Source organism: Bacillus sp. REN16 (assembly GCF_020731355.1).
Taxonomy (GTDB): Bacteria; Bacillota; Bacilli; order Bacillales; family Bacillaceae_L; genus Ferdinandcohnia.
The window spans coordinates 71163-88606 of record NZ_JAJFZK010000006.1; the positions used below are offsets into that span (position 1 = coordinate 71163).

The window sequence follows — 17444 nt, forward strand, 5'->3', positions numbered from 1 at the left end:
AGCAAATTTTAAGGGCTTTATTACGTTAGAACAGAGAAACAAAAATTGCAGGTGCATAAGGGATTCAACAATTAAAACTTAATTTCTATCATCTATTTGTAGAGACTTTTTCCTTAATGAATCTGAAGATTTACTTGGAGATGTTGGTTGATTATTGTCTGTATTTGTGTCCCATATACTAAATTCAATATTAGTCAGTGGTTCTTTATGATTTTTTGACATATCGTGTACCTCCGTTCACAAGAATACGATCACTTCCATTATATATTGTGTAAAATTTAAGAATATAATCATCCTATCCAATTTTAAAAAGAGATCTTTTATAGTTTGCACACTTATAATAACTTGTGTTTTAGGGACCAAAATGTAGGAAATCACATTTCAAGGTAATTAAATATATAGTACCTTGCAATGTATAGTACATGATGTTATATTATACACAACTTCTAATTTTTTTGACTAGGTATTGTTTATTGCAAGGTAGTGAATGTTGTACTATATATAAACCTGATGAGATGAGGTGAATAACAGTGAACGTTCAATTTAAAAAAGGTGTCTTAGAGCTTTGTGTACTTGTACTGTTGGATAAGAAGGATCGATATGGATATGAGCTTGTCCAGAAAATTTCCGACCAAATTGAAATATCGGAAGGAACTGTTTATCCATTGTTAAGAAGGTTAACAAAAGAAGAGTTTTTTACAACATATTTACAAGAATCCAGTGAAGGACCACCTAGAAAGTATTATAGGCTTACCGATAAAGGACGTGAATACTCACATCAATTAGTGGAAGAGTGGAAGGAATTCACGGAGGGAGTCAATCTATTAATTAAGGAGGGAATGTCGAATGAATAAAATAAAATTTCTTTCAGATTTGGAAAGGCAATTACGAAAACTGCCAAAAGATGAAAAAGCGGATATTTTACAAGATTACGAGGAATATTTTTCAATCGGTGTAGAAGAAGGAAAAACAGAAAGTCAGATTGCAGCATCACTTGGTTCACCTAAGCAATTAGCGAAAGAATTACTTGCTGCTTATCATATTGAAAAAATGGAAGAAATTTCATCCACTCGAAATATGTTCAGAGCAGTTTGGGCAGTGATTGGACTTGGTTTTGTTAATTTAGTGATTGTTCTTGGACCATTCCTAGTAGTAGTTTTCCTTTTATTAGCTGGTTGGATTTCTGGTGTGGCAGGGATTTTGAGTCCATTATTGGTAATCATCAATACCATCATCAATCCTGAAATTTTTGAATGGTATGATGCTTTCTTTTCAATCGCGTTATGCGGACTTGGAATATTAATCTCAATTGGCATGTATTATGGGACAGTTGGTGTAAAAAATGGATTTCTTCGTTATCTGAAATTCAATGTTTCCATAGTGAAGGGTGGGAAACCAGCATGATTAAAAAGTTAACTTTATTAGCACTCCTATTATTTCTCATAGGTGTAATCGGAAGTGTTGTAACATATGGTTCAATGAATAAAGAAGTTAAAATTAATGATAAAAAGCCAATTGAAAATGAGAATATCACTTCCATACAAATTGATGTTGATAGTACAGATATAGAGTTTATTTCAGTACCAAGGATGGATGAAGCAAGAGTCGAGCTTGTTGGAACAGGTGTAGAAAATACAATACATGATTTTTCTGTCAAAGAGGAAGGCGAAACTCTATTTGTTTCATTGCAGTCTGAAAATAAAAAATGGTTTAGCTTTAATTTCTACATTCCAGCTCTGAAATTAAAAATATTTGCACCAGAAAAAATGTATAATAGTGTGAAAATTAAAAGTTTCTCATCTGATGTACTTGTACAGAAGCTTCAGTCGAAAACGATTGATCTGGAAACAGATAGTGGCGATGTGAAAGTAGAGAATATCACTTCTGAAAAAATGACTTTAAAAACATTTTCAGGTGACGTCCACATGGAACATGTGCAGGGAGCGATTGAAACGGTAACAGACAGTGGTGATTTATATGTCCTAGATGCTCCTGTAAAATCATTCGGTGCCGTTACATTCTCTGGAGATATTAAATTAGAAAAAATAAATGGTGAAATATCAACAAAAACGGATAGTGGTGACGTCTTTATTTCAACCAGCGAAATTTCGCAATCCATACATGGGAAAACATTCAGTGGTGATATCAAAATTGAATCAGAAAAAGAGCCGGAGGACATTTCTTTTGAGGTAAGTACATTTTCAGGTGATGTGAATTTATTTGATAAATATAAAAACAACGCGGAAATCGGAAATGGAACTATCTTGATTCAATTAGAAACAGATAGTGGTGATATCACGGTTATAAATAAATAGAAAAAAGGGGCCTGCCCCTATTGTATTAAAGCGTTATATTGCAAGAGGGCAGGCACCATTTTTAATTATAATTTTATATACTTTCTACTTGAACTTTTTTATTTTCAACCGATTTAAGATCAAAACGATCTGCATTCATTACCTTTACCCAGGCTGCAATAAAATCACGCACAAACTTCTCTTTGTTATCATCCTGTGCGTACACTTCTGCAAGGGAACGCAGGATGGAGTTAGAACCGAATACAAGGTCCACTCTAGTAGCTGTACGAACGACTTTGCCTGTTTTGCGGTCGCTGCCTTCGTAGACATTTTCTCCTGCCGGTTTCCATTGAATTCCCATGTCAAGCAAGTTCACAAAGAAATCATTCGTGAGTTGGCCTACACGATCAGTGAATACTCCGTGCTCTGAGCCGCCATGGTTTGTACCTAGAACACGCATACCACCAATAAGAACAGTCATTTCTGGTGCAGTAAGGCCAAGAAGTTGAGCTTTATCGACGAGAAGTTCTTCTGGGCTTACACGATACTGTTTCTTTTGATAGTTACGGAAGCCATCAGCAATAGGCTCGAGTACGTTAAAGCTTTCTACATCTGTCTGCTCAAGTGTTGCATCGCCACGTCCAGGAGCAAATGGTACTGTTACCTCAAAGCCCGCATCTTGGGCAGCTTTTTCGATTGCCGCACAACCACCTAGTACAATCAAATCAGCTAGGCTGATATTGATATCTACATCTTGTTGAATGCCTTCTAATACTTGAAGTGCTTGTGCAAGCTGTTCTGGTTGGTTTACATCCCAGTCCTTCTGCGGAGCAAGACGAATGCGCGCCCCATTTGCACCACCTCGATGATCTGAGCCACGGTATGTACTTGCAGAAGCCCAAGCTGTTTCTACAAGCTTACTGACTGTTAGTCCAGAGTCTAGGATTTTCCCTTTTAATTCAGCTATTTCAGCATCTGTTAAATCATAATTACCAGCTGGTACAGGATCTTGCCAGATGAAGTCTTCTTCCGGAACCTCTGGACCAAGATATCTTGCTTTTGGACCCATGTCACGGTGAATTAGCTTGAACCATCCACGTGCAAATGCATCTGCAAATTCTTCTGGATTCTTATGGAAATGACGAGAAATTTTTTCATATTCTGGATCAAAACGTAATGCCATATCTGCTGTGGTCATCATAGTCGGAACTTTAATCGATGGATCCTCAACATCTGGTGCTAGATGCTCCTCGGCTGGATCGACAATAAGCCATTGCCAAGCACCTGCTGGACTCTTTGTCAGCCACCACTCATATCCGAACAATAGATCAAAGTAACCATTGTCCCACTGTGTAGGATTCGCAGTCCAAGCACCTTCAATCCCGCTGCCGATTGTATCACGGCCAACACCTTTGCCATAAGTACTTTGCCAACCTAACCCCATTGCTTCAATAGGAGCGGCCTCTGGTTCGGGACCAACATGTGAAGGATCTCCTGCACCGTGTGACTTACCGAAAGTATGTCCTCCCGCAATAAGTGCCACAGTTTCTTCATCATTCATTCCCATACGGGCAAAAGTTTCACGAATATCTTTCGCACTTGCAATCGGGTCTGGTTTGCCATTTGGACCTTCAGGATTCACATAAATGAGCCCCATCTGAACAGCAGCAAGCGGATTTTCAAGGTCGCGTTCGCCGGTGTAACGATTATCACCAAGCCATTCTGTTTCAGTTCCCCAATAGATGTCCTCTTCCGGATGCCAAATGTCTTCGCGTCCAGCTCCAAACCCAATTGTAGGACCACCCATATCCTCGATGGCAACATTACCTGCTAGAACAAACAAGTCTGCCCAAGAAATCTTATTCCCATATTTTTGCTTAACTGGCCAAAGGAGGCGTCGTGCTCTGTCAAGGAGAACATTGTCCGGCCAGCTGTTAAGTGGGGCAAAACGTTGGTTACCAGTTCCGCCGCCACCTCGGCCATCTCCAATACGGTATGTACCAGCAGAATGCCAAGCCATACGAATAAACGCAGGACCGTAATGCCCATAATCTGCTGGACTCCAATCTTGGCTATCTTTCATTAGAATACGAAGATCTTGCTTTAGAGCATCGTAATCTAATTTTTTAAATTCTTCAACGTAATCAAAGTCATCTCCCATGGGGTTTGTTTTTTTGTCATGTTGATGGAGAATATTTAAGTTTAACGCATTTGGCCACCAGTCCCGATTAGTTCTACCGCTTGATTTGTTACTAGTAGCACCCCCGTGAAACGGGCATCCTTCGATGTTAGCATTACCTTTTGAATCCATTTTTTACATCTCTCCTTCTGTGAAAATTAGTAATTTTAATCTATTCATCTAGTTTAGAAAACTAGGATGATCATACTTTTTATTATGTAATTGCTACAATAGAAGAAGGGCTGAATTGAAAGATAACTAGACTTTGAAAATTATAGAACATCATGACAAGTATATTTTAAAGTTAAGTCAATTATGATAGATACATAAACCTAAACAAAGAAGTAAATTCGTAGAGGACAGAAAAATGTTGTTACAAACATAGAAGAAGGCTCACTAAGGAGTTATAATATTTGGTATATTACCATTATAATGATAACGATGAATATAAAGCAAGTCAGATGCACTCACCTGGCAACATTCAAAAATATTAAATTAGAGGTTCAAAAAAAAGTAAAGTAATTGGATGGAGGATTGTGATGATGCCAGAAATAAACCACAAAATCTATATTAAAGTAGCAATAGAAGAGGTGTATAAAACAATCTCAACAGCTCAAGGTTGGAATGCTTGGTTTACAGATAAAACAACTTTAGAGATAAACCGTGATGGAACCGGTGAAATACGATTGAGATGGACAAATTTTGGTAGTGAACAAGAAAATATTGATGATGGGGGGAAAATTCTTGAGGCAACTCCGAATAAAAGATTTGTTTTTCAATGGTCACCCGGAGAACAAAATTCAACAGTAACTTTTAATCTAGAACCCTATAAAGACGGAACACTAGTTGTTCTTAATGAGACGGGCTACACCAATTCAGATAAAGATGTAAAGGCTTGTATTGGGTGTGCAGTAGGTTGGGGAGAAGCATTGACACTATTAAAAATATACTTAGAACATGGAATTGTGTATAAACAGGATCTATAATCTTGTTTTATGGAAACCTAGAAAAGGTGATTGTGGTAATTATCTATTATTTTATTTATCTTTGAAGGGGGTAGTTTAATGATCATAATGATAAACGGAGCCTTCGGTGTAGGAAAGACCACAATTGCGAACGAGCTTCAAAAAGAAATAAAAAATAGTATGATATAAACTTTCGGGGGTAAAAAGTGAAAAATACAATATACCCTAAAGTCTGGAATCTAGATAAATTGTATCCAGATGGAAGTAAGTCTACACAACTTAATAACCATATAAAACAATTAGAAGTTATGGTAGGTGAATTAGAGGGGAAATTAGACTCTTTTAAAAACATAGTGGAAGAAAATGTATTACTTGAAGTTGAATCTATAATAAACCACATTGCGGACATTCGGATTATCCTATCTCAAGTTAATTCTTTTATAACCTGTCTTCTTGCACAAAAGCCAAAGGATCTGAATGCTATGACCCTAAGAGAGGTTGCATCTTCCATAAATGCTCGCATTGAATCAGCAATAAAAACATTTCAATGTGGTTTATTAAACATAGATCAATGTTTGTGGAAAAGAATAATAGAAAATAAGGATTTACATAACTATAAGTTTCTACTTAATGAATGGCGTAAAAAAGCGGAAATATTACTTTCAGAGGAAAAGGAAAGTTTAGTTTCGGACTTAATAGTAGATAGTTATCACGCTTGGGGGCAGTTTTATAATTCATTCTTATCTAGTATAAAGGTCGAGATACAAATCGAAGAAGAGCGCAAAGAATTATCTGTTGGTCAAACCATTAATTTGCGTTCTCATCATAGTAAGGAAATTCGCAAAACGGCTCATTATGCTTTAGAGAGTATCTGGAAAGAAAAAGAGGAATTGTTTGCTCAAATATTAAATCATATTGCAGGTTTTCGATTAAAAGTGTTGGAAAAAAGGGGGCTAGATAATGTCTTAGTAGAACCTCTAATGGATAACCGTTTGACAGAGGAAACACTGAATGCAATGTGGACAGCAGTAAGCAAATATAAAAAAACATTTTTGGATTATCTTAATACAAAAGCAAAAATGGATGGCGATAAAATGATGAAGTCATATAACTTTTGGGCACCTATTGGAAAAAGTAATCAAAAGATAGATTATGAAGATGCTGTCGATTTTATTTTGAAGAATTTTAGCCAATTTGGAAATGAGATGGAAAGATTTGCTCTAAAGGCATTTAAAAATGGATGGGTTGAGGCCGAAAATCGCTCAAATAAATCAGCTGTGGCATTTTGTGCAAGTTTTCCTCTTACTGGAGAATCAAGAGTTTTTATGACATATGGAGACAGAATAACAAGTCTGTTAACCTTAGCACACGAATTAGGTCATGCTTTTCATAATGATGCGATGAAAGCCGTTGATGGATTGAATCGAATATATCCATTGAGTATTGCAGAAACCGCTTCAACATTTTCCGAACAAATCATCTTAGACGCAGCATTAGATAATGCGGAATCTACTGAAGAAAAATTGTTTTTACTTGATGAGAAATTGAAACGTAGTGTCATGAATTTCATGAATATTCATTCTAGGTTTCTATTTGAAAAGAAATTTCATGAAGAACGTAAAATGGGGTTTGTTTCTTCATCACGTTTAAATGAGCTGATGCAAGAGGCCTTAGATGTGGCTTATGATGGTTCACTTGATGGTGCTTCTCAATACACGTGGGCTTGGACACCACATTATTACCTTACAAAATCGCCATTCTATAACTTTCAATATACTTTTGGGTACCTATTATCTCTAACTCTCTATGCAAAATCAAAAGAAAAAGGGAAAGAATTTGAAAATGATTATATAGAATTGCTACGTGACTCAGGTAGTATGTCCATGGAAGATTTGGTTATGAAACATTTAGGTGAGGATATTACTTCAGTAGATTTTTGGGAAAATGGAATGAAATTATGTGTCAAAGATGCTGAAGAATTTATTAACTTAATTTCCTCTTAAAATATTCGATTAATTCAAAAGGAATATCTTAAGTATTTATCATAAAGCAGAATTAAAGAAAGGGTTAATTGTTGGCGGATTAGTGCTTATGTTAAAGAAGGAAGAGATAAATATGTCATTTAAGCAATGCCAGAGTATTACTTCACTGATGGCAGGATTTAAAAAAACATGGATTATCTCAATTATGAGAAGAAAAAATGGCTTCGTCATGCACTGGAATTGCATCAACCTGAACACCATAAGTGGCTTCAATATTTGTAGTGGAAAGTAGAATTTAAGCCGTTATTTATAATTGGAGGGAATAAGTTGGCAAGGGTTGAAAAAATAGAATGGGATGAAAATTTACTAGAAACGATTGATGACCTTTATAGACAAGTATGGAATCAATCCATTATAGAACGATTAAAAAAACACTTAAATTATGATGGTTTTAGGGGATATATCATGAAGTCAGATGCAGAGAAAATTCTAGGATTTTCGTATGGCTATTCATCAAGACCAGGGCAATATTATCATCAGTTACTTTCAAATGAACTTGGTCCGATGAAATATGAAAAATGGCTTGAAGACTGTTTTGAGTTTGTAGAATTAACTGTGCATCCAGCATATAGAAACCAGGGTTATGGAAAAATGCTTATTCGTGAATTGCTAAAAGAAGTAACAAATAAGACTGCTCTACTAACTACTCAGGTAAATAATAGATCGGCACGTAATTTGTACAAAGGTTTGGGATGGGTAGTAGTAAAGGAACCTTTTCTTCCAATTAAAAATGATTCTCCATATGTTATTATGGGCAAGGTTCTGGATAAAGGGTAAACAAAATTTTAGTAAAATTTAGAACGTTCTTGTTGAGTGAAGTTTTAAGTAATTATATTGAACGAACCGGTTGCTAGGTAGAAATGAGTTGCCGGTGTTGGAGGATATTATGGAAATAAAATTTAATTTATGGTCGTTTTATTTTACATTCCTTTGCATAGGACTATCAAAGCGGGCTTTATTCCGTCAATAAAAAACTTACTGCATGTGATATCCTACGTATATTCCCCTTGTACTGCAACACCCCTAAAATTTCCCACCTTTTGATATATTCATCCTTAAAGAAGTATATACTGAAACTATGGAATTGAACGAACTGGAAAATTAGGTGATCTAAATTGAAAGAAAAATTAACGGTTTTGAAGGATCGATTGAATGACATTAGTCGCCGAAATCGATCCATTCGCATGCTTAAGGTGTACAACAAATGGAATTTTGATGTAAGTGAAGTAGCTAAAATCAATAAAAATCCTCAGGATATCTTGGATGCTATTATTAAAAATAGTCGAAATGTTGAACTAATCAAGCAGAACGTAAGGGATGAAGAATCTCTGAATTTATCAGGGAAGTTAACAACCCTTTTTCGTAATTTAAAAGCAATAGAAGACGAAACCGGATTGTATGATTTATATATCGGTTATCCGTTCATAAGCGGCGCAATGTTAGATGGAACGTACATACGTGCTCCTCTGTTTTTACATTCCGTTAAATTAGAGAGAATGAAGGAACTTGGTACAAAATGGGTCCTTCATCCAATGGAAGATTCTGAGCCGATGTTAAATCGACCGCTGTTTTTAGCTATGCAAAAAATGAGTAATCTTTATGTGCCCGATGAAATGTACGATGAGGCTGTGGCTCAATCGACGGAAATGGATTTTCTAAGTTGGTTAACGTGGTTGAAAAAATACAATATTAATATCAATTGGTCGAATAGCCAAGAACTAGAATCTTTTAAAAATCTAACAACTGATCTTATTCCCCATTTTAAGAAAGGTGAGTTTCAGTTAGATAATTATGCGATTCTTGGCCACTTTCCTCAAGGAAACTCTGCCATTTTAAATGACTACGAAGCTTTCTTGCAGCATTTGGAAGAAGGTACAACTGATTTTGGATTAGCCGGGGAATTAATGAAGGTCGGGGAACAGGACTCTGACTTCACTACTGATAATCTTGGTACGGGTGAAATGACTGCTGAAGCTCCTCCTAAAAAGGAAAAGGAAAAGTTCTTCGTTCTGGATACAGATGCATCCCAAGAAGAAATCATCCATTCAATTGAACATTCGCAAGGGATAGTCGTTCATGGGCCACCGGGTACAGGAAAATCGCAGGTCATTGTCAACATCATTGCAAATGCCATTGCCGATGAAAAGAGAGTTTTGTTAGTTTGTCAAAAACGTGCTGCGCTAGACGTTGTTTATCAAAGGCTTGACAGCCTCGGACTATCACCAAGTGTAAGTCTTTTACATGATGAAAAAACAGATCGGACCGGGCTTTATCGCAAACTACATAATCGCTTGGTAAAAGATGAGTATGTACAAGAGATAGAGTTAGAATATGGCCAGCTATCACAGAAAATTGAAAAATATGAGGATGAACTAAACGCAATCGCTGAAGGATTGTATGAAACACAGCTTCATGGATATCGGGCTTATGACCTGTACGGACTTGGAAAACCGGTTAACCAACAGGAAGTCATTCTTAATTTAACATCAGTGATTAACGATTTAAACAAGAATAATTTGGATGATGTGTTGACAACGATTTTTTCATATGGGAACTATTATAGTCGGTTCGGACAGGAGAATTACCCGTTAAAAGACCGAAAATCCTTTGCTAAGCTTGAAATAAAGGACCGTTTGACGATTGTTGAAATCCTTAAGAAGGTCATAGAGAAGGCTGAAAAAAGCATTTCCTATCTGGAGCATTTTGAACAAGATGAGATAACGCCTGAGTATAGCTGGGAGGTTGGAGGAAAGCTTGAAAAAATTTATGAGGATCTTAATCCACAAGAGAAAAAAACACTCCAGAAACTTAGACTTTGGTGGTGGACATCTTTTACAGGAAAAACGATTGTTGAAGAATTGATCGAAGGTGACAAGTTTAAAGGGTTATCATCGACTGAGTGGCCAAAGCTTAGGGAGAGTTTACGTATTCTCTATGATTTGTCACATGTGTCAACCGACATGACGAACGAGATGAAACAATTAACACCTTATTTTATAGAAGAAAAATTACAGAAATATAAGGACCAAATCTCAAAGGGGGATATTCCGCTACCTGAATTTCAAAAGCAACAGGAATATGTGATTCAAGATTTTGATGACCTTCGCAATATGGACAGAACCTATGACGAGAGTATGGCTTATATCAAATCGCTTATCGATGAATTAAAGGATAAAAGTAAGGGAAATATCCATCGTGAATTAGCAAAGCAATGGGTTGAGTATACAAAGCAATCCACCTATATTTACTGGATTGATGAAATCGAGCGGAAACATCCGGAACTAACGAAGATTGGAACTGAAAGCTTCCAACGGTTGCGAACAAGATTCAAGGAACTTTTAGAAGAAAAGAAGGAGCTTTCCGCTAAAGTCTTGCAAAATCGTTTAATAAAAGCGCTCGCTGAAGTGAAGGAGCAACATTCTAAAGCCATAAAGGACCTAATCTATCAAACAGGGAAGAAAAGACAGATATGGCCAGTCCGTAAGCTTGTTAATAAGTATGCCCTTGAAGGTTTGTTAGATGTGCTGCCGGTTTGGCTTGTGTCACCTGAGACAGCGTCGGCCATTTTCCCATTAGGGAAAGATTTATTTGATTTAGTCATTTTTGATGAAGCATCCCAGTTAACTGTTGAAAATGGAATTCCATCGGTCTACAGGGCTTCTAAAGTGATTATTGCCGGGGATGAAAAACAATTACCGCCAAGTAATATGTTTAAAGGAAGTATCCAAATTGATGAAGATGATGTCGATGAGGACGATCTAGTAGTATCAGAAAGTCTCTTAAATTTAGCAAAACGAGTTTTCCCTAGTAAAATGCTGCAATGGCATTATCGGTCAAAGTCTGAGGAATTGATAAATTTTTCAAATCATGCGTATTACAACGGCAATATCCAGATTGCCCCAAACGTGGAACATCTTAAGAGTCCAGCTGCGATTCAATGGCGTAAAGTTGATGGCAGGTGGATCAACCAATGTAATGAAGTGGAGGCGAAGGAGGTTGTTCTTTTGTTGAAGGAGCTTCTTCAAAAGGACTCGACAAAATCAATTGGAATCATTACTTTTAATGCCAAACAACAGGATAAAATTCTCGATTATATTGATAAATTGGCAGAGGAAGATGAGGAATTTAATACCATATATCACCAAGTCATGAGGAAGGATTTGGATGAACAAATTTTTGTGAAGAATATAGAAAATGTGCAAGGTGATGAGCGGGATATCATCGTCTTTTCGGTGGGCTATGCGAAAGCTGAAAATGGAAGAGTATACAATCGATTTGGTCCTCTTGGCCAACAGGGTGGAGAAAACAGACTGAATGTTGCAGTTACCCGCTCAAAAGAATCTATCTACGTTGTCTCTAGTATTGAACCAAATGAGCTGGATGTATCGAAAACCAAAAACGTCGGACCAAAGTTTTTCAAAAGATATTTAGAGTATGCGCAAGCGGTTTCAAGTCTACAAAAAGAAAGAATCGGTACAGTCCTTTCAGAGCTGAATGAAGAAATGAATACAAAGCGCCAGGAAAAGGCACTTCATTTTGATTCGCCATTTGAAACACAAGTGTATGAACAATTAACCGATATGGGCTATAAAGTAGACACACAAGTGGGAATGTCTAATTATCGAATCGACCTTGCCATCGTCCATCCTAAAAATGAATCAAGATATATACTTGGGATTGAATGTGATGGCGCCATGTACCATAGTTCTCCGTCCGCTAAAGAAAGAGATGTGTATCGACAAAAATTTCTGGAAAGCAAAGGCTGGACCATCCACCGTATTTGGAGCAGAAACTGGTGGAAGGACCCAAGTGCAGAGTTGGAAAATGTCGATCAATTGATAAGAAAGATTTTAGAGATAGAGAAAAATTTGGTGAAAGTAAAGCAGATGATGTAATAGGTGAGTCATGCGCAAAATTTCGAACACTCACAAATGTAATTTTGTGAGTGCTTTTATTAATGTTGGTTACTGTTATTTCAAAAGGTTGACGAATACTCTATAAATATAGTATTACTTAATTGAAGGATTATTGAAAGCGATTTCTAACTCTCATATACATACATCTTCTATTAATCCGAATGACTTATTTTCAGTTCAGTAAAAATGTTTTGAAATTGGGGGAAGTAAACATGTCAAACATTCCAACTATCCTGAAATCATTAAGGATACCTGTTATCGGATCACCTATGTTCATTATCAGTAATCCAAAGCTTGTGATTGAACAATGTAAGGCAGGGATTGTGGGCTCGATGCCCGCGCTAAATGCCAGGCCAGCTTCACAACTGGATGAATGGTTAGCCGAGATAACGGAGACCCTAGCCGATTACAATGCGAAAAATCCTGATCGTCCTGCAGCACCATTTGCTATTAACCAAATCGTACATAAGTCAAATGATCGACTTGAACATGATATGGAACTTTGTATAAAGTACAAAGTTCCGATTATTATCACTTCACTAGGGGCACGTGAAGAGGTTAATGTAGCTGCCCATAGCTATGGGGGGATTGTGTTACACGACGTCATCAATAATAAATTTGCCCACAAGGCAATAGATAAAGGAGCAGATGGTTTAATTGCGGTTGCTTCAGGTGCAGGAGGACATGCAGGAAGTAAGAGTCCTTTTGCTTTAGTACAGGAAATTCGTCAGTGGTTTGATGGCCCATTAGCGTTAGCGGGTTCAATAGCAAATGGAAAGTCAATATTGGCAGCTCAGGCGATGGGAGCAGACTTTGCCTATATCGGCACGCCATTTATTGCTACATATGAATCACGAGCAGCGGAAGAATACAAGCAGGCTATCGTTGAAGGTACGTCTGATGATGTTGTATATAGCAATCTATTTACAGGTGTGCATGGGAACTATCTGGCACCATCCATTCGTGCAGCCGGTCTGGATCCTGAAAATCTTCCTGAAAGTGACCCATCAAAAATGAATTTTGGGGGAGATGGGAAATCAAAGGCATGGAAAGATATTTGGGGAAGTGGGCAAGGAATCGGTGTTATTAACGAAGTGTCAAGCGCATCAGAATACGTTAGGAAACTTCATCAGGAATATATAGAAGCAAGAGACAGCTTATTAAAAGCTAGTCAAGTATTTTCATAGAAACTAAAATTATGCTTCTTGATTCTCAATTAATTTTCATCTAAAATGAATAACCCAAGGAAGGCCTGAGTCTATCTAAATAGATTCAGGTCTTTATTTTGTAAGTTGGAAATGTATCCCATACTATAATTGCCACCTATTGATATTAAATAACCATATAGGAAAAAAGTAGCATTTATTTTTTAAAAAAATTAGACTATTCTTAAAATGTATCGAATACTCATTTTCTAGTAGTCTTTTTTTTACTATTAAAAATACAGGATATATACCTGTATTGGAGGGAGTGAAGGTTTGCGATTTATTAATTAAATAAGGAGGATGAAGCAATGCAAATCAATTGGGGAATCATGAAAAAAAGATTAGCAATATTTGCCTGTATGTTAATGCTTCTAAGCGTCACACTTCCAAGTACCTATTTTGCTGCTGAGATAAAATCATCTGAAAAAATTTTGGAAATAGATAATTTTGATTTTGAGGAACCGGCATCAGAAGAAGGGAATATCCCTGAATGGACACAAATTTTTGGCACGGATGGGATTTTGGTAGATAATACGAAATCTTTTAGTGGAGAAAACAGCCTAAGATTAGAAGATGCTAGTTCTTCTGGAAATGTTGGGATCATTAGTAAATCTGTTTCTGCAAGCCCTGGTAAGGAATATAGAGTATCAGCGAAAACTTTGTCTGAAACTTCTGGAAATGCGGAAATCTATTTGAGGTTTTTTGATGGTAATGGAAAGTATATTACAAGTTATAACGAGGTTAAAAAGGGTCCAACACTAACTTGGGAGGACATTACATTAACCGCTGTTGCACCTGATAATACAGCTGAAGTCGCTGTTCTATTTTACTCAGGAAAAGGAAATGTCGGTACTTATTATTTTGATAGTGTGCAGCTCATTGAAAGCGAAGTGGAGCCCACACAACCTGAAATAACAGACTTCCCAGTAGTCAATGGCGGTTTTGAAGATTATCTAGTTGACGGTGCAATTCCGGGTTGGTCTAAGGATGGCTCATCGAATAGTGATAATTTTGGTGTGACTGATGAGAAGTCGTTCAAGGGTTCAAAAAGCCTAATAATCGAAAATGAACCTGATAAGTATATGCTTGTTCGCAGTGATTTTATTGAGATCAATCCTAGTGATACATACACTGCGATTGCTGATGTATTCCTTGAATACGGCTCTGTTGATATGTATGTTCGATTCTATGATGAAAATGGGAAGTACACTGGAGACTTCGAGTGGAATAAATTAACTAGCCCAACAAATGAATGGACAAAAAATATGGTAACAGCGACAGCACCTGAAAATGCAACAAAATTAGCGATTTTATTTGCTGGAAGTAATTCAAAAACATATAAACACTATGTTGATGAGGTTCAGGTAGTGAAAGGTATCGTTGAACTTCCGGAGGAGGAAATCGTGAATCCAATCGAAGAAGTAGGTATGGATTTAGGAGTGCAAGTTTCAAAAACAACCGTTATGCTAGGTGATATTGGCAAGGATGCTAATGGTCGCGATGTTCTTTATACAGTTGTAGCGGGAGCACCTTCTAAACTTGCAATTGTCGATATTGAAACAGAAAAACTTGTGAATAGTTATCCATTGGAAGATACATCTGGTGCATGGGCCGTAACAGTTGCTGCTGATGGAACTGTTTATCTTGGTGCATACAATAAGGGATATTTGTACCGCTATTTCCCAAAAACTGACACATTAGAAAATCTTGGTTATCCTGTGGTATCAACAGATCCTGTATTATATCCAATCGATATTGCTAGTAACGGAAAAATCTACGGTGGTACCTATGGCTCAGGAAGTGTATATCAGTACGATCCGGATACTAAAGAATTTACAAGCTTTGGCACAATGGTCCAAGGACAACAATGGGTGAGAAGTGTTGCATATGATGAATCAACAAATAAAGTATATGCAGGAATTGGTAGTGTTGCTCATCTAATTGAATACGATATAAATACAGGAAAGAAGAACAATATTTTACCTGAGCAGTTTTCCGATATTATTTCGGTGTATGATCTTGATTTAGTTGATGGAAAGCTATTTGCTCAAAAAGAATCAAGCTATGAGATGTTTGTGTTAGATACTAAGACTAAAGAAGTAATTAAAGCAACGAATGGAGATACGGGAGAAGTGGTTGAAAATATTCCTGAATCTTCTAGGGGTGTATCAGCTAAATCACCAATCGCAAATAAAATTTATTTTACACATTACGGAATTCTTTACGAGTATGATTTAGACTCAAATACATTTAAATCATTAAATGTAGATATTCAAGGAAGTGCGATTAGTTATGAATTTCTACAATTAAATGAAGAAGGCTTCCCTGGCTATTCACTTGTTGGCTTGTCGGGAAACGGAGGAAAACTTTATAAGTATAATTTAGAAACAGGTAAATTAAAATTGGTAGATTTAGAGCTTCCAGCAGAGCCAGTGCTTATTCATGAATTAGCAAAAGGTCCGGATGGGAAAATTTACAGTACTGGTTACTTACCGGGGAATATGGGCGTCTATTTGCCATCTTCTGATAAAAATATTCGTCTTGATGGAATTGGTCAGGGTGAAGGAATGGCAAGTTTAAATGGAAATCTGTATTTGGGTGTGTATCCTAATGCCCGTATTTATGAATATGATTTAAGTTCACCTTGGAATAGAACCGATTCAAACAAACTAAATCCAGATACTTTATTCAGTTTGGAAACAAACACGAAGATTGAAGGATATACACCTCAGGATCGGCCTTTTGCTATGTTAGGTGTTGAGGACTATAATAAGCTCTTTATTGGAACAGTTCCCAAAAATGGACATTTAGGTGGAGCTTTTGCAATTTATGATGTTGTGGAAAAGGGTGATCCAAAAGTTTACTGGAATATCATGCCGGATCAAAGTATCGTTTCACTAACCTATAAGGATGGAAAGGTGTACGGTGGAACTACGGTCGCAGGTGGACAAGGATCTGAACCTACGACAACTGAAGCGAAACTGTTCATTTGGGACATTGAAAGTGGAGAAAAAACATTTGAAACTGTTCCGGTACCAAACAGACAGGCGATTACAGCATTAACGATTGGTCACGATGGAAATGTGTGGGGGATGGCAAATGGTACCATCTTTACATTTGACCCGGAGACAAAAGAAGTAATTTATTCTAAGGATATCTATCCAGAAGCTGCGAATCGATGGAGAGAAGCCCAATTAGAAATTGGTACAGATGGAAATATTTACGGCATTGCAGCAGGGAAATTTTTTAAATTCGACGTAACATCAAAAGAAGTTTCATTGCTTGCTAGTAAAGTAGAACATATGACTCAAGATGATTTTGGAGCATTCTATATATCAAATGGAAATCACCTATATAAGTATTCAGACGAAAAGTTACTTGTTGATCTAACAGGGGCTACTATTACTGTTAAAGAAACGAAAATAACAGCTGGCGAAAGGATCCCATTAAATATTCATGCCCAGCTAGAGAATCAAAGAAGTACTTTTGAATTATCAGGTGCAAAAGTTGAATATGAAATTAGTAATGAAAAAATTATCTCTGTCGAAAACGGCGAGATCACAGCTTTAAAAAGTGGTGCATCCAAAATTACAGCTACAATCACTTTGAATGGAAAAGTTGTTAAAACCAACACAATTAAAATACAAGTTAATAATAAATATGGAGAAAGCGGTAAATAAAAATAGCAGAGAACCCGGGACAAGGTATTAAACTAGTCCCGGGTTTTATTTAAATTCATCTAAATATTCTAAAATTTATTGAAAGAAAATTGTTTTTATATTATATTAATGGTAATAGATAAATACATGTCATATACATGTTTATAAATAATGGGCGGGTGAT

The 17444-nt window shown here is 36.7% G+C and carries 11 protein-coding genes; 10 read left to right on the plus strand and 1 reads right to left on the minus strand.

Annotation, left to right across the window (positions count from 1 at the left end):
* The first annotated feature begins 530 nt into the window (after positions 1-530).
* From LKW28_RS09420 to LKW28_RS09430, 3 genes are read left to right on the plus strand one after another with little or no spacing between them, the layout of a single operon-like run.
* Positions 531-854: a PadR family transcriptional regulator gene (locus tag LKW28_RS09420; RefSeq protein WP_229140113.1), complete on the plus strand. Its 324-nt coding sequence runs from the start codon at positions 531-533 to the stop codon at positions 852-854.
* Positions 847-1404: an HAAS signaling domain-containing protein gene (locus tag LKW28_RS09425; protein ID WP_229140114.1), complete on the plus strand. Its 558-nt coding sequence runs from the start codon at positions 847-849 to the stop codon at positions 1402-1404. Before LKW28_RS09420 ends, LKW28_RS09425 begins: the two co-directional genes overlap by 8 nt.
* On the plus strand, positions 1401-2315 hold the full coding sequence (locus tag LKW28_RS09430; protein WP_229140115.1) for a DUF4097 family beta strand repeat-containing protein: 915 nt from the start codon (positions 1401-1403) through the stop codon (positions 2313-2315). Before LKW28_RS09425 ends, LKW28_RS09430 begins: the two co-directional genes overlap by 4 nt.
* Before the next feature lie 73 nt (positions 2316-2388).
* Here the strand turns inward: LKW28_RS09430 and katG are convergent, their stop codons facing one another.
* A complete protein-coding gene (katG, locus tag LKW28_RS09435) occupies positions 2389-4605 on the minus strand; it encodes a catalase/peroxidase HPI (RefSeq protein WP_229140116.1) in 2217 nt (738 codons plus the stop codon).
* A gap of 407 nt (positions 4606-5012) precedes the next feature.
* Between katG and LKW28_RS09440 the strand changes: the two genes are divergently transcribed.
* The 7 genes from LKW28_RS09440 to LKW28_RS09470 all read left to right on the plus strand — a co-directional run bounded on the left by LKW28_RS09440 (position 5013) and on the right by LKW28_RS09470 (position 17281).
* Positions 5013-5459, plus strand: coding sequence for an SRPBCC family protein (locus LKW28_RS09440; protein WP_229140117.1), 447 nt, complete (start codon positions 5013-5015; stop codon positions 5457-5459).
* Between the two features lie 78 nt (positions 5460-5537).
* Positions 5538-5627 carry an AAA family ATPase gene (locus tag LKW28_RS09445; RefSeq protein ID WP_229140118.1) on the plus strand — a complete coding sequence of 30 codons (90 nt, stop codon included), beginning with the start codon at positions 5538-5540 and terminating at the stop codon, positions 5625-5627.
* A gap of 17 nt (positions 5628-5644) precedes the next feature.
* Complete coding sequence (locus tag LKW28_RS09450; RefSeq protein WP_229140119.1) at positions 5645-7441, plus strand: M3 family oligoendopeptidase; 1797 nt, start codon at positions 5645-5647, stop codon at positions 7439-7441.
* 306 nt (positions 7442-7747) lie between these two features.
* A complete protein-coding gene (locus tag LKW28_RS09455) occupies positions 7748-8257 on the plus strand; it encodes a GNAT family N-acetyltransferase (RefSeq protein WP_229140120.1) in 510 nt (169 codons plus the stop codon).
* Between the two features lie 338 nt (positions 8258-8595).
* The gene (locus LKW28_RS09460; RefSeq protein ID WP_229140121.1) at positions 8596-12375 is read left to right on the plus strand and encodes an AAA domain-containing protein; all 3780 of its coding nucleotides are present in this window, start codon (positions 8596-8598) and stop codon (positions 12373-12375) included.
* A gap of 233 nt (positions 12376-12608) precedes the next feature.
* Positions 12609-13583, plus strand: coding sequence for an NAD(P)H-dependent flavin oxidoreductase (locus tag LKW28_RS09465; protein ID WP_229140122.1), 975 nt, complete (start codon positions 12609-12611; stop codon positions 13581-13583).
* A 326-nt stretch (positions 13584-13909) separates the two neighbouring features.
* Positions 13910-17281: a carbohydrate binding domain-containing protein gene (locus LKW28_RS09470; RefSeq protein WP_229140123.1), complete on the plus strand. Its 3372-nt coding sequence runs from the start codon at positions 13910-13912 to the stop codon at positions 17279-17281.
* The last annotated feature ends 163 nt before the right edge of the window (positions 17282-17444 follow it).

Coding starts and splice junctions, on each gene's coding strand:
- LKW28_RS09430 (WP_229140115.1), top strand. CDS start 1,401: ATGATTAAAAAGTTAACTTTATTAGCACTCCTATTATTTCTCATAGGT.
- LKW28_RS09440 (WP_229140117.1), top strand. CDS start 5,013: ATGATGCCAGAAATAAACCACAAAATCTATATTAAAGTAGCAATAGAA.
- LKW28_RS09445 (WP_229140118.1), top strand. CDS start 5,538: ATGATCATAATGATAAACGGAGCCTTCGGTGTAGGAAAGACCACAATT.
- LKW28_RS09470 (WP_229140123.1), top strand. CDS start 13,910: ATGCAAATCAATTGGGGAATCATGAAAAAAAGATTAGCAATATTTGCC.
- LKW28_RS09465 (WP_229140122.1), top strand. CDS start 12,609: ATGTCAAACATTCCAACTATCCTGAAATCATTAAGGATACCTGTTATC.
- LKW28_RS09425 (WP_229140114.1), top strand. CDS start 847: ATGAATAAAATAAAATTTCTTTCAGATTTGGAAAGGCAATTACGAAAA.
- katG (WP_229140116.1), bottom strand. CDS start 4,605: ATGGATTCAAAAGGTAATGCTAACATCGAAGGATGCCCGTTTCACGGG.